Annotated in this window: 16 protein-coding genes; 9 read left to right on the top strand and 7 right to left on the bottom strand. The window is 70.7% G+C overall.

Annotated elements, in window-relative coordinates; genetic code table 11:
* Positions 1–50: 50 nt before the first annotated feature.
* The 6 genes from GT007_RS08145 (at position 51) to GT007_RS08120 (ending at position 8,547) form a co-directional block, all read left to right on the top strand.
* Entirely contained in the window at positions 51–1,205 is a 1,155-nt protein-coding gene (locus GT007_RS08145) for a YncE family protein (RefSeq protein WP_160121104.1), read from the top strand.
* Positions 1,202–1,954: a polysaccharide deacetylase family protein gene (locus tag GT007_RS08140; RefSeq protein ID WP_160121103.1), complete on the top strand. Its 753-nt coding sequence runs from the start codon at positions 1,202–1,204 to the stop codon at positions 1,952–1,954. Before GT007_RS08145 ends, GT007_RS08140 begins: the two co-directional genes overlap by 4 nt.
* Positions 1,954–2,967 carry a sterol desaturase family protein gene (locus tag GT007_RS08135; protein ID WP_160121102.1) on the top strand — a complete coding sequence of 338 codons (1,014 nt, stop codon included), beginning with the start codon at positions 1,954–1,956 and terminating at the stop codon, positions 2,965–2,967. The genes GT007_RS08140 and GT007_RS08135 overlap by 1 nt, the downstream gene beginning before the upstream one ends.
* A 172-nt stretch (positions 2,968–3,139) precedes the next feature.
* Positions 3,140–3,850 carry an orotidine-5'-phosphate decarboxylase gene (pyrF, locus tag GT007_RS08130; RefSeq protein ID WP_160121101.1) on the top strand — a complete coding sequence of 237 codons (711 nt, stop codon included), beginning with the start codon at positions 3,140–3,142 and terminating at the stop codon, positions 3,848–3,850.
* Positions 3,850–4,488, top strand: coding sequence for a phosphoribosylanthranilate isomerase (locus tag GT007_RS08125; protein WP_160121100.1), 639 nt, complete (start codon positions 3,850–3,852; stop codon positions 4,486–4,488). Before pyrF ends, GT007_RS08125 begins: the two co-directional genes overlap by 1 nt.
* 183 nt (positions 4,489–4,671) lie before the next feature.
* A complete protein-coding gene (locus GT007_RS08120) occupies positions 4,672–8,547 on the top strand; it encodes a cellulase family glycosylhydrolase (protein WP_160121099.1) in 3,876 nt (1,291 codons plus the stop codon).
* A 20-nt stretch (positions 8,548–8,567) separates the two neighbouring features.
* On the opposite strand, the gene GT007_RS08115 is transcribed toward GT007_RS08120, so the two are convergent.
* On the bottom strand, positions 8,568–9,419 hold the full coding sequence (locus GT007_RS08115; RefSeq protein WP_160121098.1) for a TIGR01459 family HAD-type hydrolase: 852 nt from the start codon (positions 9,417–9,419) through the stop codon (positions 8,568–8,570).
* Positions 9,416–10,456 carry a quinone-dependent dihydroorotate dehydrogenase gene (locus GT007_RS08110; RefSeq protein WP_160121097.1) on the bottom strand — a complete coding sequence of 347 codons (1,041 nt, stop codon included), beginning with the start codon at positions 10,454–10,456 and terminating at the stop codon, positions 9,416–9,418. Before GT007_RS08110 ends, GT007_RS08115 begins: the two co-directional genes overlap by 4 nt.
* An 81-nt stretch (positions 10,457–10,537) precedes the next feature.
* Here GT007_RS08110 and GT007_RS08105 point away from each other — a divergent pair, with 81 nt between their 5' ends.
* A complete protein-coding gene (locus GT007_RS08105; protein WP_236571557.1) occupies positions 10,538–11,386 on the top strand; it encodes a DMT family transporter in 849 nt (282 codons plus the stop codon).
* A 125-nt stretch (positions 11,387–11,511) separates the two neighbouring features.
* Here the strand turns inward: GT007_RS08105 and GT007_RS08100 are convergent, their stop codons facing one another.
* The gene (locus tag GT007_RS08100) at positions 11,512–12,486 is read right to left on the bottom strand and encodes a tripartite tricarboxylate transporter substrate-binding protein (RefSeq protein WP_160121095.1); all 975 of its coding nucleotides are present in this window, start codon (positions 12,484–12,486) and stop codon (positions 11,512–11,514) included.
* Positions 12,487–12,526: 40 nt separating this feature from the next.
* Positions 12,527–13,090: a TetR/AcrR family transcriptional regulator gene (locus tag GT007_RS08095; RefSeq protein WP_160121094.1), complete on the bottom strand. Its 564-nt coding sequence runs from the start codon at positions 13,088–13,090 to the stop codon at positions 12,527–12,529.
* 100 nt (positions 13,091–13,190) lie between these two features.
* On the opposite strand from GT007_RS08095, the gene GT007_RS08090 reads away from it, so the two are divergent.
* Positions 13,191–14,351: an MFS transporter gene (locus tag GT007_RS08090; protein WP_160121093.1), complete on the top strand. Its 1,161-nt coding sequence runs from the start codon at positions 13,191–13,193 to the stop codon at positions 14,349–14,351.
* A gap of 21 nt (positions 14,352–14,372) precedes the next feature.
* Here GT007_RS08090 and GT007_RS08085 read toward each other — a convergent pair whose 3' ends face one another.
* The 3 genes from GT007_RS08085 to GT007_RS08075 all read right to left on the bottom strand — a co-directional run bounded on the left by GT007_RS08085 (position 14,373) and on the right by GT007_RS08075 (position 20,031).
* Positions 14,373–17,510 carry an efflux RND transporter permease subunit gene (locus GT007_RS08085; protein WP_160121092.1) on the bottom strand — a complete coding sequence of 1,046 codons (3,138 nt, stop codon included), beginning with the start codon at positions 17,508–17,510 and terminating at the stop codon, positions 14,373–14,375.
* A 171-nt stretch (positions 17,511–17,681) separates the two neighbouring features.
* A complete protein-coding gene (locus GT007_RS08080; protein WP_236571556.1) occupies positions 17,682–18,485 on the bottom strand; it encodes a YdcF family protein in 804 nt (267 codons plus the stop codon).
* A 40-nt stretch (positions 18,486–18,525) separates the two neighbouring features.
* A complete protein-coding gene (locus GT007_RS08075; protein ID WP_160121091.1) occupies positions 18,526–20,031 on the bottom strand; it encodes an ArnT family glycosyltransferase in 1,506 nt (501 codons plus the stop codon).
* A 150-nt stretch (positions 20,032–20,181) separates the two neighbouring features.
* Here GT007_RS08075 and GT007_RS08070 point away from each other — a divergent pair, with 150 nt between their 5' ends.
* The gene (locus GT007_RS08070; RefSeq protein WP_160121090.1) at positions 20,182–24,870 is read left to right on the top strand and encodes a choice-of-anchor I family protein; all 4,689 of its coding nucleotides are present in this window, start codon (positions 20,182–20,184) and stop codon (positions 24,868–24,870) included.
* Positions 24,871–24,888: the final 18 nt, after the last annotated feature.

Below are 24,888 nucleotides of genomic sequence, written 5' to 3'. Positions count from 1 at the left end.
GTGGTGTCCTTTGTGGCGCCTAAAATCCCCGTCGTTCCAGGTGCTGCCCCATGTGGCGTTTTCTCGCGCGCCCCCTTCTCGCCATTCCCTGCGCCTTCGGGCTGCTCACGGCGCCCGCCAGGGCCGACATCGTGTATGTCCTGAACTCCGGCGAAGCCTCCATCTCCGTTATCGACGCGCGGGAACGCGTGGAGCTGCGCCGCATGCCCGTGCTGCGGGAGGTGCACCACGCGGTGCTGACCCCCGATGGCAGCACGCTGGTGATCGGCGATTCCGGCGGCAATGAGCTGATCTTCCTCGACCCCGCCACCGGCGAGATCCGCCGGCGGGAGCGCGTGTCGAACCCCTATCACCTGGAATACAGCCCGGACGGGCAGTATCTGGTCGTCGCCTCCCTCCGGCGGGACCAGATCGACATCTACGATGCCGGCACCCTGCAACTGGCCGCCCGCTTCCGGCAGTCGGACAAGCCCAGCCATGTCGCCTTCAGCCCCGACAGCCGCATGGTCTATGTCACGCTGCAAGGCACCGGAGAGGTGGCGGCGGTCGATCTGACCAAGCGCGAGACGGTCTGGACCGTGCCGGTGGGGCCGGAGCCCGCGGGCATCATCTGGCATCGCGGCCGGCTGCTCATCGGGCTGATGGGCAGCGACGGCTTCGTCAGCCTGAACCCGCAGACGCGGGAGGTGACGCCCGCCTTCCAGACCGCGCGCGGCGCCCACACGCTGTTTCCCTCCCCGGATGGCCGTTACCTCTACGCCACGGCCCGGGTGGAATCGGGCGTGTGGCAGGTCGATGCCAACACGCTGGAGGTGGTGCGCCGCTTCGACATCGCGGGTGGGCCGGACTGCATCGCCTTCGACCCCGATGGCCGGCTGTGGATGACGCTGCGCTGGCTAGGCCGGGTCGCCATCCTGAACCCCGCCGATGGCAGCATGGACACCATCCGCGTCGGCCGCTCCCCGCACGGCATCTTCGTGATGCCCCGGCGGGAAGGCATGCGCGCGGATTTCGCGGCGATCATGCCGGGTTCCGTCTCCGGCTCCCGCCCTCTGCCCAGCCCGCTGGCGGCCCGCAGCGGGGAACCCGCCGCCGGCCACCCGCCGCCGATCGTGGCCGGCGCCCCCACCCTGGCCCCGGGCCCGGTGGTGACGCCCGCGCGCTTCTTCCGCCGCAGCCCCGCCCGGCTGGAAGACGCGAATTGATCCCGCGCCGGGCGCTGCCGCTGGCGGCGGCTGGCTTGGCGCTGCCCCGCCTCGCGCGCGCCCAGGCCCCCATCTTCCTGACCATCGACACCGGCTGGTCGCGTGAGGCCGAGCAGATCGCGGAGGTGCTGCGCCGCCGCGCCATCCCCGCCACCCTGTTCGTGGCGCAGGAGCCCACCTTTCGCGGCGACCGCACGCTGGATGCCGCCTGGGCCCCGTTCTGGCGCGCCCGCGCCGCCGAGGGCCATGCCTTCGCCAGCCACACCTGGCGCCACTGGTACATCGCCGATGCTGGTGCGGGGCGCATCCGCTATGCCTCCCGCCGGGCCGGTGAGGGGGCGGAGGTGCTGGACGCCGCCGGCCTCTGCGCCGAACTGGCCCGGCCCATCGAGGCCCTGCGTACCCTCGCCCCTTCCGCCCGCATCCTGCCGCTGTGGCGCGCCCCGGGCGGCATCCAGACCGCCCAGGCGCGGCAGATGGCACTGACCTGCGGCCTGCGCCATCAGGGCTGGACTGCCAACGGCTTCCTGGGCGACGAGTTGGACAGCGCCGCCCACCCCAACGCCGCCCTGCTGCGCCGGAACCTCGCCAATATCCGCCCCGGCGAGGTGCTGGTGATGCATTGGGGCGTGCGCAGCCGGCGGGAGCCCTTCGCGGGCATCTTCGACGATCTGATGGCCGGGCTGCTGGCCCGCGGCCACCGCTTCGCCCTGCTGCCAGAGGGCGGGATGTCGGAGGGCGGGGCCTGATGTGGGACTGGCTGTCGGATAAATACGACCTGCTGGCCACCTGGATCTTCGAGACGGCGATCCAGCCCGTCCTCTACCAGTTCGGCCTGATGGACTGGGCGGAGGATGCCTTCACCTGGCTCGACTTCTTCCTGTTCGGGCTGGTGCAGGTGGCCGTCGTCTATGCCGTCTGCCGCCCGCTGGAGGCCTGGCGCCCGGTGGAGCGCGGCCAGGACCGCCGCGCCATCCGCACCGATGTGGCCTATACCCTGCTGACGCGGCTGGGCGTGCTGCCCCTGCTGGGCTTCATCCTGTTCTTCGCGGCCGACACCTGGCTTTCGGGCGCGCTGGCCGACAGCGGCTGGATCCCGCCGACGCTGGAGGAGTTCTTCCCCATCCTGCGGGACATCCCGTGGCTGGCCATGCTGGTCTATATCGTGGTGCTGGATTTCTTCGAGTATTGGCGCCACCGCTTCCAGCACACCTTCCGCTGGTGGTGGGCGCTGCATTCCATCCACCACGCCCAGAAGCACATGACCTTCTGGACCGACGACCGCAACCATGTGCTGGACGACGTGCTGCAGGCCGCCTGGCTCGGCGCCATCGCGGTGCTGATCGGCGTGCCGCCGGGCCAGTTCCCGGTGATCCTGACCGTGCTGCGCGTGGCCGAAACCCTGTCCCACGCCAACACCCGCATCCATTTCGGCTGGCTGGGGGAAAGGCTGGTCGTCTCCCCCCGCTTCCACCGGCTGCATCACGGGGTGCTGGGGGCGGGGGCCACCGGCAAGAACTACGCCGTGCTGCTGCCGGTGTGGGACTGGATCTTCGGCACCGCGAATTTCGAGCGCAACCGCTTCCCCGAGACGGGCGACCCGGAGGCGCCGCAGGCCTATGTCAGCGGCGGGTGGCTGCGGCAGCAATGGGAAGGGTTCCGGCAGGTGGCGCGGGCGCTGGTGGGGCGGGGAGAAACGGGGGCGTTGCCCCCGGGCCCCCACCAAGGGGCTCTGCCCCCTGGACCTCCGGCAGGACCGTAGCGGCCCCGCACCCCGGGGAATTGGCGCCCCGCCTGCCAGGAAGGGCACCAACTGATCTAGGTCCAGGACCGAGCACGGTCCTGGCGGGGGTGTCGGGGGCGGAGCCCCTGACTGGGGGCCGGGGGCAAAGCCCCCTCTCGGAGCCCGCCCCATTTTCCTGTAGACAGCCTCCATGCTTGCCCGCCCCACCACCGCCGCCTCCCGCATCATCCCGGCCATTGACGTGCCGGACCCTGCCCGTGCCGCCGAGATCGCCGCCGCCCTGGCCCCGCACACCGGCCCGGTGAAGGTGGGGCTGGAGTTGTTCGGCGCTGGCGGGCCCGCCGCGATGCGGCAGGTGGCCGCCCATGCGCCGGTCTTTCTCGACCTGAAGCTGCACGACATCCCGAACACGGTGGGTTCCGCCGTGCGGGCGTTGCTGCCGATCCGCCCGGCGATGCTGACTATTCACGCGGCCGGCGGCCCGGCCATGGTCACTGCCGCCCGCCGCGCCGCCGAGGAAGCGGGCGAGGACCGCCCCATCATCCTGGCCGTGACGGTGCTGACCAGCATCGATGCCGAGACGCTGTCCGCCACCGGGGTGTCGGGCGGGCCGGTGCAGCAGGTGCTGCGGCTGGCTCGTCTGGCGCTGGATGCCGGGGCCGATGGGCTGGTGTGTTCCCCGCAGGAGGTCTCGCGCATCCGCGACGCCTTCGGGGCCACCCCCGCCCTGGTGGTGCCGGGCGTGCGCCCGCCGGGCAGCGAGGCCGGCGACCAGGCCCGCACCGCCACCCCCGCCGAGGCCGTGGCCGCCGGTGCCGACTGGATCGTGGTGGGCCGCCCGATCACCCGCGCGCCCGACATGGTGGCGGCGGCGAAAGCCATCGCCGCGGGCATCGGCTGATGGAGGTGAAGATCTGCGGCCTGCGGGATGCCGGGAGCCTCGCGCTCTGCACCGAGTTGGCCGTGGATTTCGTGGGCTTCGTGTTCTTCTCGCCCTCGCCGCGCGCGGTCACGCCTGGGCAGGCGGGCGCGCTGAGCGCGGCCGTGGCCGGTGGTCCGCGCCGGGTGGGGCTGTTCGTGGATGCGGATGACGCCACGCTGGCCGCCACCCTGGCCGCCGTGAAGCTGGATGTGCTGCAACTGCACGGCGCCGAAACCCCGGCCCGCTGCGCCGAGATCCGCGCGCGCTTCGGCCTGCCGGTGATGAAGGCGATCGGGGTGGGGGCCGCCGCCGACCTGGACCAGCTGGCCGATTACGCCCCGGTGGTGGACCGCTTCCTGCTGGATGCGAAGCCCGCGCCCGATGCCGTGCTGCCGGGCGGCAACGCGCATCCCTTCGAATGGGCGCTGCTGGCCGGGCGGACCATCCCGCGCCCCTGGCTGCTGGCCGGGGGCCTCACGCCCGGGAATGTTGCGGGGGCGATCCGGGTCAGCGGCGCGCCCGGGGTGGATGTGTCCTCCGGGGTGGAGGAATCGCGCGGGGTGAAGAGTGTCTCGCTGATTCGTGCCTTCGTCGCCGCGGCGCGACAGAGCGACTGAGCGCGACAGTTATTTATTCCTTGGCCTACACTTGTGGGTTGAGTAATGCCGAGTTCTGTCGTGGATTGTGCGCCGATCATACCCAGGTAAAGATTTCGCTAACGCATTGATTTGGCGGTGTTCGCCAAGGCCTTGCCGGATATGGTCCCCCCAGAGAGCGGTTGTTCCGCGGGGGATCGGGGTATGGTCGAGACAGTCAACGCCACGCTGCGCAGCGCCTGGGATGGCGGGTTCGTGGCGGATTTCACGGTCAATGCGACGGGCAGCGCCGCCAATGGCTGGACCGTCGCCTTCGACGCGCCCTTCGCGCTGACGAATGTGTGGAACGCCCGCATCGTCAGCCATGTCGGCACGCATTATGTGCTGGGCAACCTCGACTATAACGGCACCATCGCGGCGGGCGCCTCCACCGGCTTCGGCTTCCAGGCGGCGGGCAGCTTCAGCCAGATCAGCGGCCTGGCCACCGGCACAGGCGGGGCGGGCACGGCGCTGCCGGGGCTGGCCATCTCCGACGTCACGCTGGCGGAGCCCGCCTCGGGCGTCGCCAACGCCACGCTGACGGTCACGCTCAGCGCGCCGGCCACCGGTAGCGTCACGGTCGATTACGCCACGGGCGGGGGCACCGCCACGGCGGGCCTCGACTACACCGCCACCAGCGGCACGCTGACCTTCGCCGCCGGCGAGACCAGCAAGACCATCACCATCCCCGTCCTGGCCGATACGCTGACCGAGGGCACGGAAAGCCTGAACGTCACGCTTTCCAACGCCAATGGCGCCACGCTGTCGGATGCGACGGGTGTGGTGACGGTGACGGACACGGTGGCCCCCGCCGGCCCGCCAGCGCTCAGTCTTTCCGATATCTCGGTGACGGAGCCCGCCAGCGGCGCCAAGGCCGCGACCTTCACCATCACCCTGTCCCATGCCTCCACCGAGGTGGTGCAGGTGGCCTATGCCACGGCCGACGCCACCGCCCATGCGGGCAGCGACTACACCGCCATCTCCGGCACGCTGGTGTTCAACCCGGGCGAGACCAGCAAGACCCTGAGCGTGCAGGTGGCGGGCGATGGCGTGGCGGAGGGCAACGAGACCTTCGCCCTCAACCTGACCCACGCGGCCGGCGCCACCCCGCCCAGCCTGTCGGCCACCGCCACCATCCATGACCCCGTGGCGGCCAGCAGCGGCTATCTGCACACGGACGGCAACCAGATCGTCAATGCCTCGGGCGAGGCGGTGCAGATCAACGCCACCAGCTGGTTCGGCGGCGAGAGCACCACCTATGTCCCGCACGGGCTGTGGTCGCGCGGCTACAAGGACATGCTGGACCAGATGGTGGAGCTGGGCTTCAACACCATCCGCCTGCCCTACAGCGACGAGGCTCTGGAGCCGGGCAAGGTGCCCAACGGCATCGACTTCGCGCTGAACCCGGACCTTCAGGGCCTGACGGTGCTGCAGGTCTACGACAAGATCGTGGAATACGCGGGCCAGGTCGGCCTGAAGATCTTCTTCGACCACCACCGCAGCGAGGCGGGGGCGGGGCCGAACGGCAACGGGCTGTGGTACAGCAGCGCTTACCCGGAATCGAAGATGATCGAGAACTGGGTGATGCTGGCCAACCGCTATGCCGGCAACTCCACCGTCATCGGCGCGGATCTGGCCAATGAGCCGCACAACGCGACCTGGGGCGATGGCGGCGCGAATGACTGGCAGGCCGCCGCCCAGCGCATCGGCAACGCCATCCTGAACGTGGCGCCGCAATGGCTGATCATCGTGGAAGGCGTGGAGAGCTACCAGGGCAACAACTACTGGTGGGGCGGCAACCTGCAAGGCGTGGCCCAGCACCCGGTGGTGCTGAACGTGGCCAACCAGCTGGTCTATTCGCCGCACGACTATCCCAACAGCGTCTTCCCGCAGACCTGGTTCCAGGACCCGAACTTCCCGAACAACCTGGACGACATCTTCCGCGCCAATTGGGGCTACATCTACGAGCAGAACATCGCCCCCATCCTGCTGGGCGAATGGGGCACCAAGCTGGTGGACCCGCTGGACAGCGGCTGGCTGAACGCCATCACCAAGTATCTGGGCGGCGATTTCAACCTGGACGGCACCAAGGACATCGGCGCGGGCAAGCTGCCCATGTCCTGGGCCTGGTGGGCCTGGAACCCCAACAGCGGCGACACCGGCGGCGTGCTGCAGGATGACTGGCTGACGCCCAACCTGAACAAGGTGAACGCGGTGAAGCCGATCATGTTCGGCCTGATCACCGATGGCGGCGGCGGCACCACCCCGGTGGAGGGCGGCACCGCCAGCTTTTCCACCAGCGCGGAGCTGGCGATCGGCGCCATCGCGGCCGGGGTGACGCATATCGAGCTGACCGGCGACAACCTCGGCGCGGGTTCGCTCGACCACCTCTCGCACCTGACCACCATCACCCTGACGGCGGCGGCCCCCCAGCTCTCGGCCAGCTTCACCGAGGCCGATGCGGGCGCCTTCCAGGGCAAGGTCATTAACGTCTCCGCCCCCAATGCCCAGCTGTTCGGCGTGGATGGCAGGGCGCTGCAGGCCGATGCCGCCCTGCATGTGACCGGCACGCATGACCTGGTGGTGTTCGGCGGCGCGGGCGACGATATCGTGGTGGCGGGCGACGGCAGTACCCTGTTCCAGGGCGGCGCGGGCAATGACCGCGTCATCTTCGGCACCGCCGCCGGCATGGCCGCGGCCCAGGTGGATGGCGGCGCGGGCACCGATGTGATCGAGCTGGGCGCGGATGTAACCAGCCTCTCGGCCAGCGCCTTCGCCGGCAAGTCCAACATCGAATACGTGCAGTTCGACAGCACCGGCGACGTGACCGCTAGCTTCGGGTTGCAGGCCATCGGTGCCGCCAACGGGCAGCTGATCGTGGTGGCGCCCAATGCCCACAGCGTGCATTTCGATGCCTCGGCCGTGCCCTATGGCGCGGTGGTGCTGTACGGCACCGGCGGCGCGGACACGCTGATCGGCGGGCAGGGCGATGATTGGCTGATCGGCCAGGGCGGCGCCGACACGCTGCATGGCGGCGCGGGCCAGGACACGCTGGTGTTCCACACCGCCGCCCAGCTGGCCGAGGCCGCGCTGGTCGATGGCGGGACGGGCTTCGACACGCTGAAGATCGAGACCGGCACCAGCATCGCCGACAGCGCCTTCGCCCATGTGACGGGGATGGAGCACCTGCAGCTCGCGGGCGGCGGCTTGCAGTCCGCGATCCTGGGTGACTTGGCGGGCACCGCCTTCGGCGGCCGGGTGACGGTGACGGGGCCGGGCGCTGCCTCCCTATCCATCGACGCCCATGCCATGACCACCGGCGTGCTGGACGTGTACATGACCACGGGTGCCGACGTGATCACCAGCAGCAATGGCGCGGACCTGTTCCGCGGTGTCAGCACCGGGGACATCGTGCATGGCGGCGGCGGCAATGACGGCTTCCAGTTCGCGGGGCTGGCCGATTTCTCCGGCGCGGCGCTGGTGGATGGCGGCACCGGCTATGACCTGGCGGCCGTCGGCGGCTTCGGCACGCTGACCGACGCGGCCTTCGCCCATATCGCCAATCTGGACCAGGTGACCTTCGTGGGCGGGGCGGATGCCGCGACCAGCGGGCGCGTCTCGCTCGCGCTGGGCGACAGCGCGGCCGCGGCCTTCAAGGGGGTGGTGACGCTCTCGGCGGCGGGCGGCACCAGCCTGACGATCGATGCCTCCGGCCTGACGGGCAAGGGCTTCGTGGGTGTGGGCGGCACGGGGAATGACGTGTTCACCGCCTCCGCCCAGGATGACGTGTTCTACTCGGGCGGCGGGCACGACCTGTTCATCTTCGGCGCCCAGACCGGGCATGACCGGGTGGAAGGCTGGGCCAGCGGCAGTGACGGGCTGTTCTTCCAGTCCCTGACCGAGGCGCAGGTGCAGGCCATGCTGGCCGGCGCCACCGAGGCCGGCGGCGACACCATCCTGCACTACACGGGCGGCGACGTGACGCTGGCCGGGGTGGCCAAGGCCGGGCTGGCGATGACGGATTTCGGCTGGGGGATGTGAGGGCCCGGGGGGGCTGGGCCCTACAGCTTCAACCCCCGCAGCCCCGCCTTGGGCCGCACGCCTTCCTTCGCGGCCAGCCGCGCCACCGTCTCGGCCGAGGCATCCTGGCCATGGGCGTTGGCGAACAGGCCGGTCATCGCCCACAGGCTGTCGATGCCCACGGCGTCCGCCCCCGCCAGATCGGTGTGGGGGGTGTCGCCCACCGCCACGATGCGGTGCTTCGGGATGCCTTCCAGCAGCGCCAGGGTGGGGGCATAGACGCTGGGGTCGGGCTTGCCGATCTCCAGCACCTCGCCGCCGAATTCGCGGTAGATATCCGCGAAGGCGCCGGCGCAGATCAGCTTCTGGCCCGCCACCATCACATGCCGGTCCGGGTTCACGCACACCATGGGCAGGCCCGCGTCGAAGCAGCGCTTCAGCAGCGGCCGGTAAGGCTCGGCGGAGGTCGAGCCATGGTCCGGGTCGGGGCCGGTGTTCAGCAGGAAATCCGCGATCTCGGGGCTGGGCACCAGCTCGGTCGCGCCGTCCTCGGTCACGGACAGGTCGCGCTCGGGGCCGATATGGAAGGCGCGGCCGATGAAGCGCTCATCCTGCCGGGCCTTCAGCGTCAGCCAGGTGGCCTCGCCGCTGGACATGGTGCCGACATAGACGTCGCGCGGGATGTCCATGCTGGCCAGCAGGTTGTCGATGAACCAGGAGCGGCGGGGCGCGTTGGTCAGGAAGGCCACGCGCTTGCCCGCGGCCTTCATGGCGGCCAGCGCCTCCAGCACGCCCGGATAGGGCTGGCGGCCGTCATGCACCACGCCCCACAGATCCAGCACATAGCCGTCATAATCGCCGAAGGTCTCGGCGATGCTCTCGATGATCTTCACGCTGCGGTCCCCACGGCCTGTTCGATGCTGGTGAATCCATCCCGCGCCAGCAGGGCGGCCAGCCCATCCAGCAGGCGCGGCACCAGCGCCGGCCCGCCATAGGCGAAGCCGGTATAGAGCTGCACCAGCGAGGCGCCGGCGCGGATCTTCCTGTAGGCATGCTCGGCCGTGCTGATCCCGCCCACGCCGATGAAGATCAGCCGCCCGGCGGCATGCTGATAGGCTTCCCGCAGCACGGCGGTGCTGCGCTCGAACAGCGGCGGGCCCGACAGGCCGCCGGCCTCCGTCGCATGGGCCGAGCGCAGGCTGGCCGGGCGCGCGATGGTGGTGTTGGAAATGATCACACCCGAGACGCCATGGGCCATGCACACGTCCAGGATGCCGGGCAGGGCGGCGTCCGACAAATCCGGCGCCAGCTTCACCAGGAAGGGCACGGTGCGGGCGGGCATGGCGCCCAGGATCTCGGCCAGCTTTTCCTCGCCCTGCAGATCCCGCAGGCCCGGGGTGTTGGGGGAGGAGATGTTGATCGTCACATAGTCGGCGTAGGGGGCGAGGGCGGTATACAGCGCCGGATAATCCCGCACCGGGTCGCCGCCTTCCTTGTTCACGCCGATATTGGCGCCGAAAATGCCGGGCAGGGGGCGGGGCAGCGCCTTCAGCCGCTCCAGATAGGGCGCGACGCCCTTGTTGTTGAAGCCCATGCGGTTGATCACCGCCTGGTCCTCCGTCAGCCGGAACAGGCGGGGCTTCGGGTTGCCGGGCTGGCCCAGGGGGGCGACGGTGCCGGCCTCCATGAAGCCGAAGCCCAGCCGCAGCAGCGGCAGGATGGCGGCCGCATCCTTGTCGAAGCCCGCGGCCAGCCCCAGCGGGTTGGCGAAGCGCAGCCCCATCACGGTGGTGGCCAGGGAGGCGTGCCGGTCGGGTGCGCTGGACCCCGCGAGGCCCAGGCTGAGCGCTTTCAGCGCGAGCCCATGGGCGGTTTCGGCATCGAGGAACCGCATCAGCGGCATGAGGGCGGAGGCGAGGGCGGGCGTCATCGCCCCGGGGCATGCCAGAGACGCGCCGGATGGGGAAGCCGTGACGTGGTGCTGCCTGCCATGTCAGGTTATTGCTGCGGCGTGAGGGGACCGTTCTACCTGATGCTGGGCATCTTCCTGTTCGGGATGCTCGACGCGAACAGCAAGCTGCTCTCCGGCCGCTATGGCGCCGCGGAGGCGCTGTTCTTCCGCCATGCCGTGCTGCTGGCGCTGGTCTTCGGCGCGCGGCTGTTCGTGCCGGGCGCCGGCGGCCCGCTGCTGACGCGCCACCCGGGCCTGCATCTGCTGCGGGCGGTGTGCATGCTGGGCGCGGGCGTGCTGTTCTTCCATGCTTTCCGCCTGCTGCCGTTGGCCGATGGCTATACGGTGTTCTTCACCTCCCCCTTCCTGATCCTGGCGATGAGCCGGCTGGTGCTGAAGGAGGCGGTGCCGCCCGCCGCCTGGGGCTGGTGCGCGCTCGCCTTCGGCGGCGTGATGCTGGGGCTGGCGCCGCAACTGGCGGGCGGAGCGAATTTGCTGGGCGTGGCCTCGGCGCTCGGCGGCACCATCAGCTACGCGCTGGTCGTGATCATCAACCGGCGCCTGCGCTCCGAGGCCGGATTCGCCCGGCTGATGGTTTGGCCCGGCCTGGTGGGGCTGCTGGCGACGGCGCCCTTCATGGTCGTGGAATGGAACTGGCCACCGCCGGGCGACCTGGCGGCCCTGTCGCTGAACGGGGTGCTGGCGGGGGCGGCGACGGTCGCCCTCGCCACCGCCTTCCGCCACGCGCCGCCCTCACGGCTGGCGCCCTTCGAATTCATCGCGCTGCCGATGTCGCTGGGCTTCGACTGGCTGCTGTTCGGCAAACCGCCGGAAGCCATGCTGGTGCTGGGCGGGGCGGTGGTGGTGGCGGCCTGCGTGATGAGCGAAAGGGCGGTGCGGGGGAGGTGAGGCAGGGGGGCGTTGCCCCGCTCGACCCCCCACCAAGGGCTCTGCCCTTGGAACCCGCCAGGAGCCGAAAGGCCCCTGGACCCCAGGAGTTTGGCGCTGGTCCTGGCCGGGGGCAACGCCCCCGTTCACTCCTCCGGCCGGAACCCGCTATCCCGCACGATCGGCCCCCATCGCCGCGTTTCCGCCTCGATCCGGCTGGCGAAGGCATCCGCCCCCAGATGGGCCGGGATGAATTCCCGTTCCTCGAAGCGCGGTTTCAGTTCCGGGTCCTGCCCGGCCTGCCCCAGCAATCCGTTCAGTGCCGCCACCAGCCCAGCGGGCGCGCGGGCCGGCAGAAAGATGCCGAACCATTCGTCGAAGGACAGTTGCGGGAAGCCGGCCTCGATGAAGGTCGGCACATCCGGCAGGCGCGGCAGGCGGGTGGCGTTGGTGTGCGCCAGCATGCGCAGCCGCCCGGCGCGGTGGTGCTCCGTCTGGTCGCCGATCACGTTGAAGGAGGCGGCGATCTGCCCGCCCAGCAGGTCCGCAATCGCGGGGGCCGCGCCGCGATAGGGCACATGCGTCACCTCGATGCCCGCGGCCTGGCCCAGCACGACGCCGGCGAAATGCGGCATGGACCCGGCGGCGGGCGAGGCATAGTTCAGCCCGCCCCGCTGCCGGGCGAAGGCCACGAGGTCCGCCACGGTGTTCACGCCGGGCGCGCCGGGCCCCACGGCCAGCCCGAAGGGATAGACCACCACGGGCGAGACCGGCGTCAGGTCCCGCGCGGGCACGTAGCGCAGGCGCTCGCCGTACAGGTGCGGATAGATGGTGACCATGCTGGCGGGGGTGATCAGCAGGGTGGTGCCGTCATTCTCGGCCTGCTGCATGGCCTCTATGGCCAGGCGGCCGGCGGCGCCCACGCGCTGTTCCACCACCACCTGAGGTGCCCAGGCGCCGCGCAGCTTCTCGGCCAGCATGCGGGCGACGACATCCACCGTGCCGCCGGCGGGAAAGCCCACCAGGATGCGGGCGGTGCGGGCGACGGGGGGCTGGGCGCGGGCAAGCGAAGGCGCGGCCAATGGCGCAGCCAGCAGCGCACGGCGGGCGAGATGGTTCATGGGTTTCCTCCTGCCTCCACCCAGTAACGGGGCCGGGGCGTCAGGCCAAGCCTTGAAGGGCCCGGGCGACCAGGGCCTTCACCCGCGCCTTGTCCGGCCGGTCGCCCAGGAACAGGATGCGGTAGAGGATGGGGGCCATCACCCCGTCGATCAGCATTTCGACATCCGGTGTGGGCTCTCCGCGTGCCTGGGCGCGCAGGATCACCAGGCCCAGCGCCTCCCGCAGGAAGGCGCAGCACTGATAGGCGCGCTCCGGCGTGGCATTGGCCGCCAGCACATCCTGGATCAGCGCCCGGCCAGGGACGGAGGCGTATTCATCCGCGATTTGCTCGGCCCAGTGTTCCAGGTCGCCGCGCAGGCTGCCGGTGTCCCGTGGGGGGGTGTCGGGGCGCAGGCGCTCCACTGCCACATCGGCCAGCAGCTCCGGCAGGTCGCCCCAGCGGCGATAGAGGGTGGAGGGCGTGACCCCGGCCTCCGCCGCGATCATGGGGATGGTCAGCCCGGCGCGGCCGTGGCGGGCCTGCAACGCGCGCACCGCCTGGTGCACGGAGGCCTGGACGCGGGCGCTGCGCCCGCCGGGTCTGAGCGGTTCCTTGCGGATCATGGCAGGGGAGATGGCATGGCCGCGCGTAAAATCAAATTCTTTGCTTTAAGTTTTCCGCGGCGTCCCCAGTTAAACGCAAATCCTTTGCGTTTAGGTGCCCATGCGACAGTTCGCCCCCTCCGCCGCGGCGGCCTATCACACGGCCGGGCTGATCGTCTTCTTCTCGCTGGGGGCCGCCCCCACGCCCGTCTACCGCCTGTACCAGGAGGCCTGGGGCTTCTCGCCCCTCACCCTCACGCTGGTGTTCGGCATCTATGCGCTGGCGCTGCTGGGGGCGCTGCTGACGCTGGGGGGCATCGGAGACCATATCGGCCGGCGCCCGGCCATCGCCCTGGCGCTGGGGTTGCAGGTCGTCAGCCTCTCCCTGTTCCTGTGCGCGGAGGGCGTGGGCGGGCTGCTGGCCGCGCGGGCGGTGCAGGGGATGGCGACCGGCATCGCCGGCAGCAGCTTCGGCGCGGCGCTGATGGACAGCAGCCCCGCGCGCGGCCCCACGATCAACACCGTGGCGCCCCTGCTGGGGCTGACGCTGGGCGTGCTGCTGGCGGGGCTGCTGGTGCAATTCGCGCCCTGGCCGATGCGGCTGGTGTTCCTGGTGCTGCTGCTGGCCTGCCTGGGCCTGCTTCTGCTGCTGCCCCGCGTGCCGGAGACGGTGCGCCACCCCCGCCGCCCGCCTTTGAGGGCGCTGCTGCCGCGCATCGCGGTGCCGGAGGCGGCGCGCCTGCCGCTGCTGCTCTCGGCCCCACTGGTCGTGGCGGTCTGGGCCACGGGCGGGCTGTACCTGTCGCTCATGCCGTCCCTGCTGCGGGCGGCGACGGGCAGCGCGTCGTCCCTGACCGGGGCCGGGGCCGTTACCATGCTCACCCTGTCCGGCCTGGGCGGCACGCTGGTGGCGCGGCATCTGGGCACGGGGCAGGTGCTGCGGCTGGGCGCGCTGTGCCTGGGGCTGGGGCCGCTGGTGGTGCTGGCGGGGGTGTTCTGGGCCTCGCTGCCCGTGATCGTACTGGGCAGCGCCGTCGCCGGGCTGGGCTTCGGCGGCGGCTTCCTGGGCGTCACCCGCTGGGTGCTGCCGCTGGGCGGGGCGGAGGGCAGGGCGGGGCTGCTCTCGGCCCTGTATGTCATCAGCTACCTGGCCTTCTGCATCCCGGCCATGGCGGGGGGCGTGGCGGCGGGCCATGTCGGGCTGGTGCCGGCCGCCTGCGCCTATCTGCTGGGGCTGGCGGCGCTGGGCGGCGGGGCGTTGGCCGTGGCGGCGCGGCGGTGAAAGGGAGGGGCTTCGCCCCCCTCAGTCATCGCCCCCCGCATGCGCCACCTCGGCCTTGCGCGCGGCCCGGGCCGGGCTCAGCAGGTCCACCATCACCGGCAGCAGCAGCAGCACGATGAAGGGCAGCAGGATGGTGCCACCCACCACCACCACCGCCAGCGGCCGTTGCAGGTCGCTGCCGATGCCGGTGGCCAGCGCCATCGGCAGCAGCCCCACCATGGCGGCCATGCAGGTCATCATCACCGGGCGCATCCGGTCCTCGCCCGCCTGGTCCAGCGCCTGGCGCCAGGGCAGCCCGTCATGGTTCAGCAGGTGCTTGAAGTGGGAGAGCATGATGATGCCCTCCATCACCGTGATGCCGAACAGCGCCAGGAAGCCGATGGCCGCCGGCACCGAGAAGTTCAGCCCCGACAGCGTCAGCGCCAGCACCCCCCCGATGCAGGAGAAGGGCAGCACCATCATGATCAGCGCCGCGTCCCGCACGCTGTTGAACTGGATGTAGAGCAGCATGGCGATCAGCAGCAGCGCCATCGGCACCACCACCTTCAGCCGCGCGATGGCTTCCTGCAGGTTCCGGAACTCGCCCACCCATTCCAGGCTGTAGCCGGGGGGGATCTGCACGCGCTCGCGCACCCGGGCCTCGGCCTCGGTCACCGCGCTCTGCGGATCACGCCCGCGCACGCTGAACTTCACGGGCACGAAGCGCGCGCTGTTCTCGCGGAAGATGGTGCTGGCGCCGGTGGTCAGGCGGATATCGGCCACATCGCCCAGCGTGGCGCCGGAGGTGGAGCTGATGGGAATGCGCGCGATCGCCGCGGGGTCGGCGCGCTGAGAGGGTTCCAGGCGCACCATGACGGGGAAGTTGCGGTCGCCGCCTTCCTCATACAGCCGCCCGGCCTCCTGCCCACCGACCGCGCTCTGGATCACGGTGTTGATGTCGTTCACCGACAGGCCGTAGCGCGCGGCCCGCACCCGGTCGATGCGGATGGACAGCGTCGGCTGGCCCAGGGTGCGGAAGGCCGTCAGGTCCGCGATGCCGGGCACCTCGGCCATCACGGCGCGCAGCTGTTCGGCCAGCCGCGCCAGGGTGGGCAGGTCGGGGCCGATCACGCGCAGGGCGTTGGCGCCCTTCACGCCCGAGGCCGCCTCCTGCACGTTGTCGCTGATGGCCTGGCTGAAGTTGAAGTCCACGCCCAGGAACTCGCGCTCCAGCCGCGCCTGCATGGCGGCCACCAGCGCGTCCTTGGTGCGGGCGGTGGTCCATTCCTCCATCGGGCGCAGGGGCACGAAGAACTCGGCGTTGTTGAAGCCCGCCGTGTCCGTGCCGTCATCCGGGCGGCCCTGCTGGGAGGTGACGGTGACCACCTCGGGGAATTCCATCACCACGCGCCGCATGCGGTTCACGGTGGCGTTGCCTTCCTCCAGGCTGATGGTGGCGGGCATGGTGGCGCGCAGCCAGATCGAGCCTTCCTCCAGCGTCGGCAGGAACTCGCCGCCCAGGCGGGTGAAGCCGAACACGCCGCCGGCCAGCAGCGCGCAGGAAATGGCGACCACCGCCCCGCGCCGCGCCATGCCCCAGTAGTGCAGCCACAGATGCGCCCGGCCCAGCCAGCGCACCAGCGGCATGATCTTCTCCTGCGCGTTCTCCCGGAACAGCAGGGCGGCCAGCGCCGGGGCCACGGTGAAGGTGGCGATCATCGCGCCCGCGATGGCATAGGCATAGGTCTTGGCCATGGGGCCGAAGATGCGGCCCTCGATGCCGCCCATGGTGAACAGCGGCAGGAAGGCCGCCACGATGATCAGCGCGGAGAAGAAGATGGCGCCGCCCACCTCCGTGCTCGCGCCCAGGATGGTCTGCTGCAACCGGCTGAAGGGCCCGATCTTGTGGGCCGGGGGATGGCCGTGGCTGGACATATGCAGGTGGCGGTAGATGTTCTCGACCATGATGACGGTCGCATCCACCAGCAGGCCGAAATCCAGGCTGCCGAGGGAGAGCAGGTTGGCGCTCTCGCCGCGCGCCAGCATGACCAGCACGGCGAAGAAGAAGGCGAAGGGGATGGTGGCGCCCACCACCAGCGCGCCGCGCAGGTCGCCCAGGAACAGCCACTGGATCAGCACCACCAGCGACACGCCCAGGATGATGTTGTGCACCACATGGTGGGTGGTCAGCTCCACCAGCTCCTTGCGGTCGTACAGCACATGGATGTGCACGCCCGGCGGCAGGGAGTGGTCGGAATTGATGGCCTGCACCTCGGCCTCCACCGCGCGGATGGTGGGCAGGGTCTGCTCGCCGCGGCGCATCAGCACCACGCCCATCACCACATCGTCCGAGGCCTCATGCCCGCCGATGCCCAGGCGTGGCAGATAGGCGGTCTCGACCCGGCCGACATCGCGCAGCAGCACCGGCACGCCGCCATGGCTGCCGAGCACCACCTGCTCCACCTCCTCCACGCTGCGGATCAGGCCCACGCCCTGCACCACGGCGGCCTGGGGGCCGATGTTCAGCACGCCGGCGCCCACGGTGGCGCCGCCCTGGCCGATGGCGTTCACCACATCGGGCACGTCCAGCCCGAAGGCCGTCAGGCGCGGCAGGTCGAGGATGACATTGTAGGCCTTGGACGGGCCGCCGAAGGCCGTCACGTCCACCACGCCCGGCACCCGGCGGAAGCGGCGCTGCAGCACCCAGTCCTGGATCACGCGCAGGTCGGTGGGGGAGAAGCCCGGCGGGCCCTCCACGCGATAGCGCATGATCTCGCCGATCGGCGACCAGGGGCTGATGGAGGGCTGCACCCCCTGCGGCAGGCCCGAGAGCTGGCCCAGCCGGTTCAGCACCTGCTGCAGGGCCTGCTCATAGTTGTAGGCGTAGCTGAACTGCGCCTGCACCACCGACAGGCCGAACAGCGACTGGCTGCGCACCCGGTTCAGGTTGGGCATGCCGGACAGCCCGACCTCGATCGGGATGGTGATGTAGCGCTCGATCTCCTCGGCGCTCTGCCCGGCATTCTGGGTGATGATGACCACGGTGGGGGGCACCGGGTCCGGATAGGCCTCGATGTTCAGCTGGTTGAAGCCCCAGGCCCCGGCGCCGAGAAAGCCCAGGAACAGCAACAGCAGCAGGGCGCGCTTGGCGAGCGAGAAGGCGACGAGATGGCGGAGCATGGGACGGTGGATCCAGCGGCAAGGTGGAAGCTGAACGGCAACTGAATGCTAGCTGAACCCAACCTGAACCGTTTTGTCTGTATTGCAAGAGTCCGGATGCTGAATCCTCGTCCATGAATGGCCGGCCGGGCAGGACGGAAAAGACCGGGAGGCGCCGCGCGGGCGGCGCCCTCAAGGCGCCGGGAACAGCGCCCCGGTCCGCCCCAGCAGCCGATAGGCCACCAGCCCGGTATATTCCCGCAACGCCCATTCCGCCTGGGACAGCCGCTGCCCCAGCGGCGTGTCGAAGGCCGAGATGCTGGTCGTGCCGGTGCTGTAGTTCACCGGCCAGGCCACGATCTCCCGCCAGCCCGCCTGCCGGAACACGCCCATGGAGCGCGGCATGTGGCTGGCGGAGGTGATCAGCAGCCAGGTCTCGCCGGGTTGCGGGCGGGCCAGCGCCAGGCTCGCCACCGCGTTCTCATGCGTGTTGCGGGCGGTGGTCTCGTACAGCACGCGCGGGCCGGTCAGGCCCAGGCTCTCGAAGATCAGCCGGGCCGCGCCCGATTCCGTCAGCTCCCCGCCCAGCGGGTTGGGCGCGCCGCCGGTGAACAGGATGCGCGCCTGCGGATAGCGGCGGGCGAGCGCCACGGCCTCCGTCATGCGCTCGGCGGCGCCGTTCAGGGCGGGCAGGCCGCGGGCCGCGGTCAGCTCCACATCCACCGCGCCCCCCAGCACCACCACGCCGTCGACATGGGCGGGCAGGGTGGCGGGGCGCTGGAAGCGGTCCTCCAGCGGCCAGGTCAGCCAGGTGGCCAGCGGCGTGGCGGCGATGGCGACATACCAGCCCAGGCCCAGCAGGGCGGGCCAGCGGCCGCAGCGCCGGCCGCGCCACAGCAGCGCCAGGCCCAGCACGGCCAGCGCCAGCGCCAGCGTGTTCGGCCGCGCCACCGCCCAGAAGGCCTTGGAGACGAAGAACAGGAGGTCGTTCAGCATGGGGCGATCCTGCCAGGGCTTTGTGGCCGGATCACGGTGCCTACTCCGCTTCCGGTACCGGCGGCTTCAGCCGCCACAGCTCGATGCGGTTGCGGTCGTCGTCGAACACATAGGCCAGCTCATACCGCGCATCGAGCGCCGCCGCGATCGCCTGCGCCGCCCCCGGGCGCATCGTGTCCCAATAGCCGCGATCCACCACGATGAAGCGCGGATGCGTGTCCAGGATGCGCTGCACCTCATTGTCGGTGGAGCTGTCCGCGAGGCGCGCGAAATTGCCCGTCAGGTGCACGGGGAAGGGGAAGCGCGTGGGAATCCCGGCATGGGCCAGGAAATAGACCACGGGCTGATAGTTGGGCACGAAGATGGCCTCGCCCGGCGGCAGTTCCTCGGCGATCAGGGCGGCGATGCGGGCGGCGGTGTCGGGCTGGAACAGGCGGGCGCCGTTCCACAGCCGGGGCGCCGCCTCCATCCGCCAGGGCGACAGGGTGATGAACCCCACCATCAGCGCCAGGGCGAATTTCTCCCGGCCCACGGCGATGCGCTGGGCCAGCGCCAGCGCGCCCGCGGCCGCCAGCAGCGACAGCGGCGGCAGCCACAGAAGGAAATAATGGTGGAAGAAATGCTTGGGGCCCGCCACGGCCAGCGTGGCGGCGGCGAACCAGGCCAGGCCCAGCAGCACCAGCGACCAGCGGCGGGAAAACACCAGCGCGAGTGCCGCGAAGGCGAAGGGCCACAGCAGCGTGACCATCGCGCCCAGGCTGTGCCACAGCGCGTCGTCCAGCGAGGCGCCGCTGCCGGAATAGCGGAAGGGCGCGTAGAAGCTGCCATCCAGATAGGCATCCAGATGCCCGGCGGCCCAGTACAGCACGCCGAAGGCCAGCGTCGGCAGGGCGCACAGCCCGGCATAGGCGCCCGCGAACCCCGCCAGCCGCCGCCAGGGCAGGGCGCGCCGCCACAGGGCCGGCACCACCAGCACCAGGAAGGCGAGGCAGCCCTCGGCGGCGGCCACCGGCTTGATCAGCAGCGCGAAGCCCACCAGCAGCCCCATCGCGATCAGCGAAGGCCAGCCCGGCGCCTTGTGCCCGCGCAGCGCCAGGGCCAGGGCGGCGGTGGTGAAGGGGGCGAACAGGATCTCCGTGTTCACGGACAGCCCGCCCAGCACCAGGGATTGCCCGGCATAGATCAGGGCGGCGGCGAAACCCAGCGCCGGCGCCCCGCCCGCGGCGCGCACCGCCGCGAACAGCCCCCAGCCCGTGGCCGTGACCGCGACCACCCCCAGCATGCGGATGGCGAACAGGCTCTCGCCCATGATGCCCATGGCCAGGGTGAACAGGCCGGGCGCGCCGATCGGGTGCATGTCCCACACCGCCACCAGCGGCCAGCCGCCATGCAGCCATTCGCGCGCCTGCAGCAGGTACAGGCTCTCATCCCAGTCCATCACGCTGGGCGGGAAGCCGATGGCCCGCAGCAGGAAGACGATGACGGGCAGCGCCGCGAGCGCCGCCCACCAGAAGGGGCCGATCCGGTTTTCGTCAGGCTGGTTCACAAGCGCCTCATGGCCGCATGCGCGCGGCGGGGCAAGCCCCGCGTTTCTGCCACATCCGTGTCATGTAACATTAACTCCGCGTTAACCATCCCGCCCAAGACGCGCGCGCCGCCAGACAGCATGCATGGACCAAACATTGCCGGGGTTGTCATGTCTGTCACCGCCACACCGATCTTTACCGTCAGCAACACTTCCCTTGCCGGCGGCGCCGCCACCGGGGCGGAGGTCTCGGCCTATGACGCCGCGCGCAACCTGGTCTATGTGCTGGGTGCGAATGGGGTGGATGCGCTGAACGCCACCACCGGCGCGCTGGCCTTTTCCATCGGCAAGGCCGCCGTGCAGGCGCCGGGCGGCGGGGCCGTCAGCCTGGGCACCGGCAATTCGGTCGCCATCAAGGGCGACAACCTGGCCATCACCTTCGACGGCCCCACGGCCGGCAGCGACGGCTATGTCGCGGTGTTCACCGTGGACGGCGCCGGCACCGCCGCCACCTGGCGCGCCACCGCCCAGGTCGGCGCCGTGCCGGACATGGTGACCTTCACCCCCGACGGCACCCGCGCGCTGGTCGCGATCGAGGGCGAGCCCACCGCCAACTACGCCGCCGACCCGGCGGGCGCCGTGGTCGTGCTCGACGTGGCCAGCTGGACCGCCACCTCCTACGGTTTCGGTGCCTTCGACAGCCAGGCCGCCGCCCTGCGGGCCGCGGGCGTGAAGCTGAACAACGCCATCCCCGGCAGCGCCGGCTACAACACCGTCCTGCCCTCGCTGGACCTGGAGCCGGAATACATCACCGTCTCCGCCGACGGCAAAACCGCCTATGTCACCCTGCAGGAGAACAACGCCATCGGCGTGTTCAACCTGGATGCGGCTTCGGGCCCGCTCGGCTGGCAGACCATCATCCCGCTGGGGCTGAAGGATTTCAGCCTGGCTGGCAACGGCATCGACACCTCCGACCGCGACGGCGGGGCGATCATCCGCCAGGTGCCGGTCTCGGGCATGTACAACCCCGACGCGATCGCCAGCTTCACCTCCGGCGGCAAGACCTATCTGGTCACCGCCAATGAAGGCGACGCGCGCGAATGGGGCTCCTATGTCGAGGCGGTGCGCATCTCGGCGCTGGTGCCTTCCTCCGGCTCCACCCCGCCGGCCGGCATGCCGGCGCTGGATGCCAGCCTGCTCTCGGCCATCCAGTCCCGCCGGGGCGATGCCGATCTGGGCCGGCTCGAGGTTTCCCGCTGGGCGGGCGACACGGATGGCGATGGCGACCTGGACAAGCTGGTCACCTTCGGCGGCCACAGCTTCTCGGTGTGGGAAGTGAACGGCGCGGGTGCCGCCACCACGCTGACGCAGGTGTTCGACAGCGGCCAGCTGATCGACCAGATCGTGGCCAGCCAGTTCCCGGCCAACTACGACGACGGCCGCAGCGACAACAAGGGCGCCGAGCCCGAGGGCATCGCGCTGGGCACCATCGACGGGCAGCTCTACGCCTTCGTGGGGCTGGAGCGGTACAACGGCAACATGGTGTTCCGCGTGGACGGGCCCAGCGCCATCTCCTACCAGGGCTTCGTGGCCAAGGGCGGCGACACGGGCCCCGAGGTCTCCACCTTCATCCCCGCCAGCGGCGGCCAGCCCGCCAAGCTGGTCACGGCCAATGAGGTGAGCGGCACCACCACCGCCTACAGCCTCTCGACCGCTTCCACCGGCAATTACACGCTGCAGATCCTGCACGGCAGCGATTTCGAGGCCGGTCTGCTGGCCACCCAGCGCGCCGACCGCTTCGCCGCCATCGTGGACAAGCTGGAAGACCAGTTCGCCAACTCCATCACCCTGTCGGGCGGCGACAATTTCCTGCCGGGCCCCTTCGGCGCCGCGGGCACCGACCCCACGCTGATCCCGGTGCTGCGCGAGTATTACGCCAAGGTGCTGGGCGTTTCCGCCTCCCAGCTCTCCAACCTGTTCGGCACCTCGCCCGCCTTCTTCTCGGCCGATATCGCCATGCTGAACGCCATCGGCGTGCAGGCTTCGGCGCTGGGCAACCATGAGTTCGACCTGGGCACCAACCCGCTCGCCTCGGTCATCGACGTGACGGCCAACACCACCGCCGCCACGGCCGCCGCCCGGCTGACCAATATCGGCGCGCAGTTCCCCTACCTCTCGGCCAACCTGAACTTCGCGGCCGATAGCAACATCCGCGCGCTGTTCACCGCCACCCTGCGGGAGGCCTCGACCTACGCCACCACCGCCGCTGCCATCGCCGACAACACCGCGGTGGCCGCCGAGGCCGCCGATGTGCAGATCGCGCCCTGGACCACCATCGTCGAGGGCGGGCAGACCATCGGCGTGCTGGCCGTGACCACGCAGCTGCTGGCCTCCATCTCCTCCACCGGCCTGACCACGGTGCTGGACCCGGCGGCCGATGGCGGGCGGGACAACATGGCGGAGCTGGCCGCCATCCTGCAGCCCTATCTGGACGCGATGGCGGCCCAGGGGATCAACAAGATCGTCCTGCTGTCGCACCTGCAGCAATATCAGAACGAGCTGGCCCTGGCCCCGCTGCTGAAGGGGGTGGACATCATCATCTCCGCCGGCAGCCACGCCATCTTCGCCGACGGCAACGACGTGCTGCGCAGCGGCGACCGCGCGCTGGAGACCGACCCGGTGGTGCTGCATGGCGCCGACGGCAAGCCGGTGCTGATCACCTCCACCGGCAATGAATACAGCTATGTCGGCCGCCTGGTCGCGACCTTCGACGCCGATGGCGTGCTGATCGCGGACCCGGACGGTGCCGGCCCGCTGGGCGTGGGCGGCGTGGATGGCGCCGTGAGCGGCGCCTATGTGACGACCGACGCCACGGTGCAGGCGCTGTGGGGCGCGGCCGACCCCTATGCCGCCGGCACCCGCGGCGGCGACGTGCGCGCCATCACCAACGCGGTGGGTGCCGTCATCAACACCAAGGACGGCAGCCTGTTCGGCGCCACCAAGACCTTCCTGGAAGGCCGGCGCGGCGAGGTGCGGACGGAGGAGACGAACCTCGGCAACCTCTCGGCCGACGCCAACCTGTTCGTGGCCCGCCAGCTCGCCTCCGATGTGCTGGTCAGCCACAAGAATGGCGGCGGCATCCGCGCCGAGATCGGCTCCTACTCCACCGGGGCGGTGGCGGCGGAGCTCGCGCCGCTGGCCAACCTCTCGGCCGGCAAGCCGCAGGGCGGCGTCAGCCAGCTGGATATCGAGAACTCCCTGCGCTTCAACAACGCGCTCTCGATCGTGGCGGTCACGGCGGCGAACCTGAAGGTGCTGCTGGAACATTCGGTCGCGGCCTCCAACGGCAGCGCCACCCCGGGCCAGTTCGGCCAGTGGGGCGGTATCGCCTTCAGCTGGGACCCGACCGGCACGGCGCAGGTGATCAGCGGCTCCGGCGCCTCGGCCACCGTGGCCACCGCCGGCACCCGCATCCGCAGCGCCGCCATCCTGGCCGATGACGGCAGCGTGCTGCAGGAGCTGGTGCGCGACGGCGTGGTGGTGGGCGACCCCGCCCGCGCCATCAAGATGGTGACGCTGAACTTCCTGGCCGATGGCGGCGACAGCTACCCCTTCCCGGCGGTGACCATCGCCGGCAGCCGCATCGACCTGTCCGGCAATGCCGCGCTGTCCGACGGCGCGGCCAGCTTTGCCGCCAAGGGCACGGAGCAGGACGCGCTGGCCGAATACATGGCCGCCACCTATGACGGCGGTGTGCATGCCTTCGGCGCGCCGGACACGGCGGCCTCGGGCGATCTGCGCATCGTCAACCTCTCCCAGCGCGACGACGTGGTGTTCCAGACCGCCCGCGCGCAGGGCACGGCGGGCAGCGACGCGATTACCGGCACCGCCGGCAATGACGTGTTCACGGCCACGCTGGGCCGCGACACCATCCATGGCGGCGCGGGTTTCGACGTGGTGCGCTTCGACACGCTGGCGCGCGGCGATGGCGGCTTCATCGTCGGCACGGATGGCGGCATCAAGGGCTTCGACTTCGCCATCGGCGGCCGCCAGGGCAGCACCCATGTGACCGAGGTGGAGCGCCTGCAATTCGTCGATGGCCGGGTGGATTTCGCGGGTTCCTCCGCCCCCGCCCAGGTCGAGGCGTTGTATCGCGGCATCCTGGGCCGCGAGGCCGACATCAAGGGCCTGTCCTACTGGACGGAGCAGGTGGAAGCGGGGCTGGCCATCAAGGACCTGGCGCGCGGCCTGCTCGACTCGCCCGAGGGCCATGCCAGCGGCGCGGTCAGCACCCTCTCCAGCTACATCGACAACCTGTACCAGCAGGTGCTGGGCCGGGGGGCGGATGCGGGGGCGCAGAGCTACTGGTCGGGTGTGGCGAACGCGATCGGCGGCACCGCCGGGCGCGCCGCCGTGGCCGATGGCGTCGTGCGCTCCGCCGAGGCCAGCGGCGACCCGCTGGGCTATGCCGCCAAGGGCATCGCCACGGTGGACGTGGAGATGGCCTGGGTGGGCTGGAACTTCCGCGCCCTGCTGGGCCGCGAGGCCAGCATCGGCGAGCTGCGCCACTGGGACAACCAGATGGAAGCGGGGATGAGCCAGCAGCAGCTGACCAGGGTCTTCGTGGAATCCCAGGAATACGGGAACCGCTTCGACGGGCTGTCCAGCGAGGCCTATCTGGAGAAGCTGTACCAGAGCGTGTTCGGCCGCTCCGCCGATGCGTCGGGGCATGCGAGCTACGACGCGGCGGTGGGGGCGGGCGATGCCGCGGCGGCGTCGGTCGCGTTCTCGCTGCTCAGCAGCCCGGAAGCGAATGGCCGGGACCAGCTGATGGCCGCGACCGGGATCGACCTGCTGTAGCGTAAGGGAAGCCCAGGG

Origin of the sequence: Rhodovarius lipocyclicus (assembly GCF_009900765.1) — a bacterium.
Lineage (GTDB): Bacteria > Pseudomonadota > Alphaproteobacteria > Acetobacterales > Acetobacteraceae > Rhodovarius > Rhodovarius lipocyclicus.
The sequence above is the reverse complement of the archived record's forward strand: the minus strand, read 5'-3'. Positions and strand labels throughout refer to the sequence as shown.

Bases quoted from the DNA above. Each gene is read 5' to 3' on its own strand.
- GT007_RS08145 (WP_160121104.1), top strand. From the start codon at position 51: ATGTGGCGTTTTCTCGCGCGCCCCCTTCTCGCCATTCCCTGCGCCTTC.
- GT007_RS08135 (WP_160121102.1), top strand. From the start codon at position 1,954: ATGTGGGACTGGCTGTCGGATAAATACGACCTGCTGGCCACCTGGATC.
- pyrF (WP_160121101.1), top strand. From the start codon at position 3,140: ATGCTTGCCCGCCCCACCACCGCCGCCTCCCGCATCATCCCGGCCATT.
- GT007_RS08125 (WP_160121100.1), top strand. From the start codon at position 3,850: ATGGAGGTGAAGATCTGCGGCCTGCGGGATGCCGGGAGCCTCGCGCTC.
- GT007_RS08120 (WP_160121099.1), top strand. From the start codon at position 4,672: ATGGTCGAGACAGTCAACGCCACGCTGCGCAGCGCCTGGGATGGCGGG.
- GT007_RS08110 (WP_160121097.1), bottom strand. From the start codon at position 10,456: ATGACGCCCGCCCTCGCCTCCGCCCTCATGCCGCTGATGCGGTTCCTC.
- GT007_RS08100 (WP_160121095.1), bottom strand. From the start codon at position 12,486: ATGAACCATCTCGCCCGCCGTGCGCTGCTGGCTGCGCCATTGGCCGCG.
- GT007_RS08095 (WP_160121094.1), bottom strand. From the start codon at position 13,090: ATGATCCGCAAGGAACCGCTCAGACCCGGCGGGCGCAGCGCCCGCGTC.
- GT007_RS08090 (WP_160121093.1), top strand. From the start codon at position 13,191: ATGCGACAGTTCGCCCCCTCCGCCGCGGCGGCCTATCACACGGCCGGG.
- GT007_RS08085 (WP_160121092.1), bottom strand. From the start codon at position 17,510: ATGCTCCGCCATCTCGTCGCCTTCTCGCTCGCCAAGCGCGCCCTGCTG.
- GT007_RS08080 (WP_236571556.1), bottom strand. From the start codon at position 18,485: ATGCTGAACGACCTCCTGTTCTTCGTCTCCAAGGCCTTCTGGGCGGTG.
- GT007_RS08070 (WP_160121090.1), top strand. From the start codon at position 20,182: ATGTCTGTCACCGCCACACCGATCTTTACCGTCAGCAACACTTCCCTT.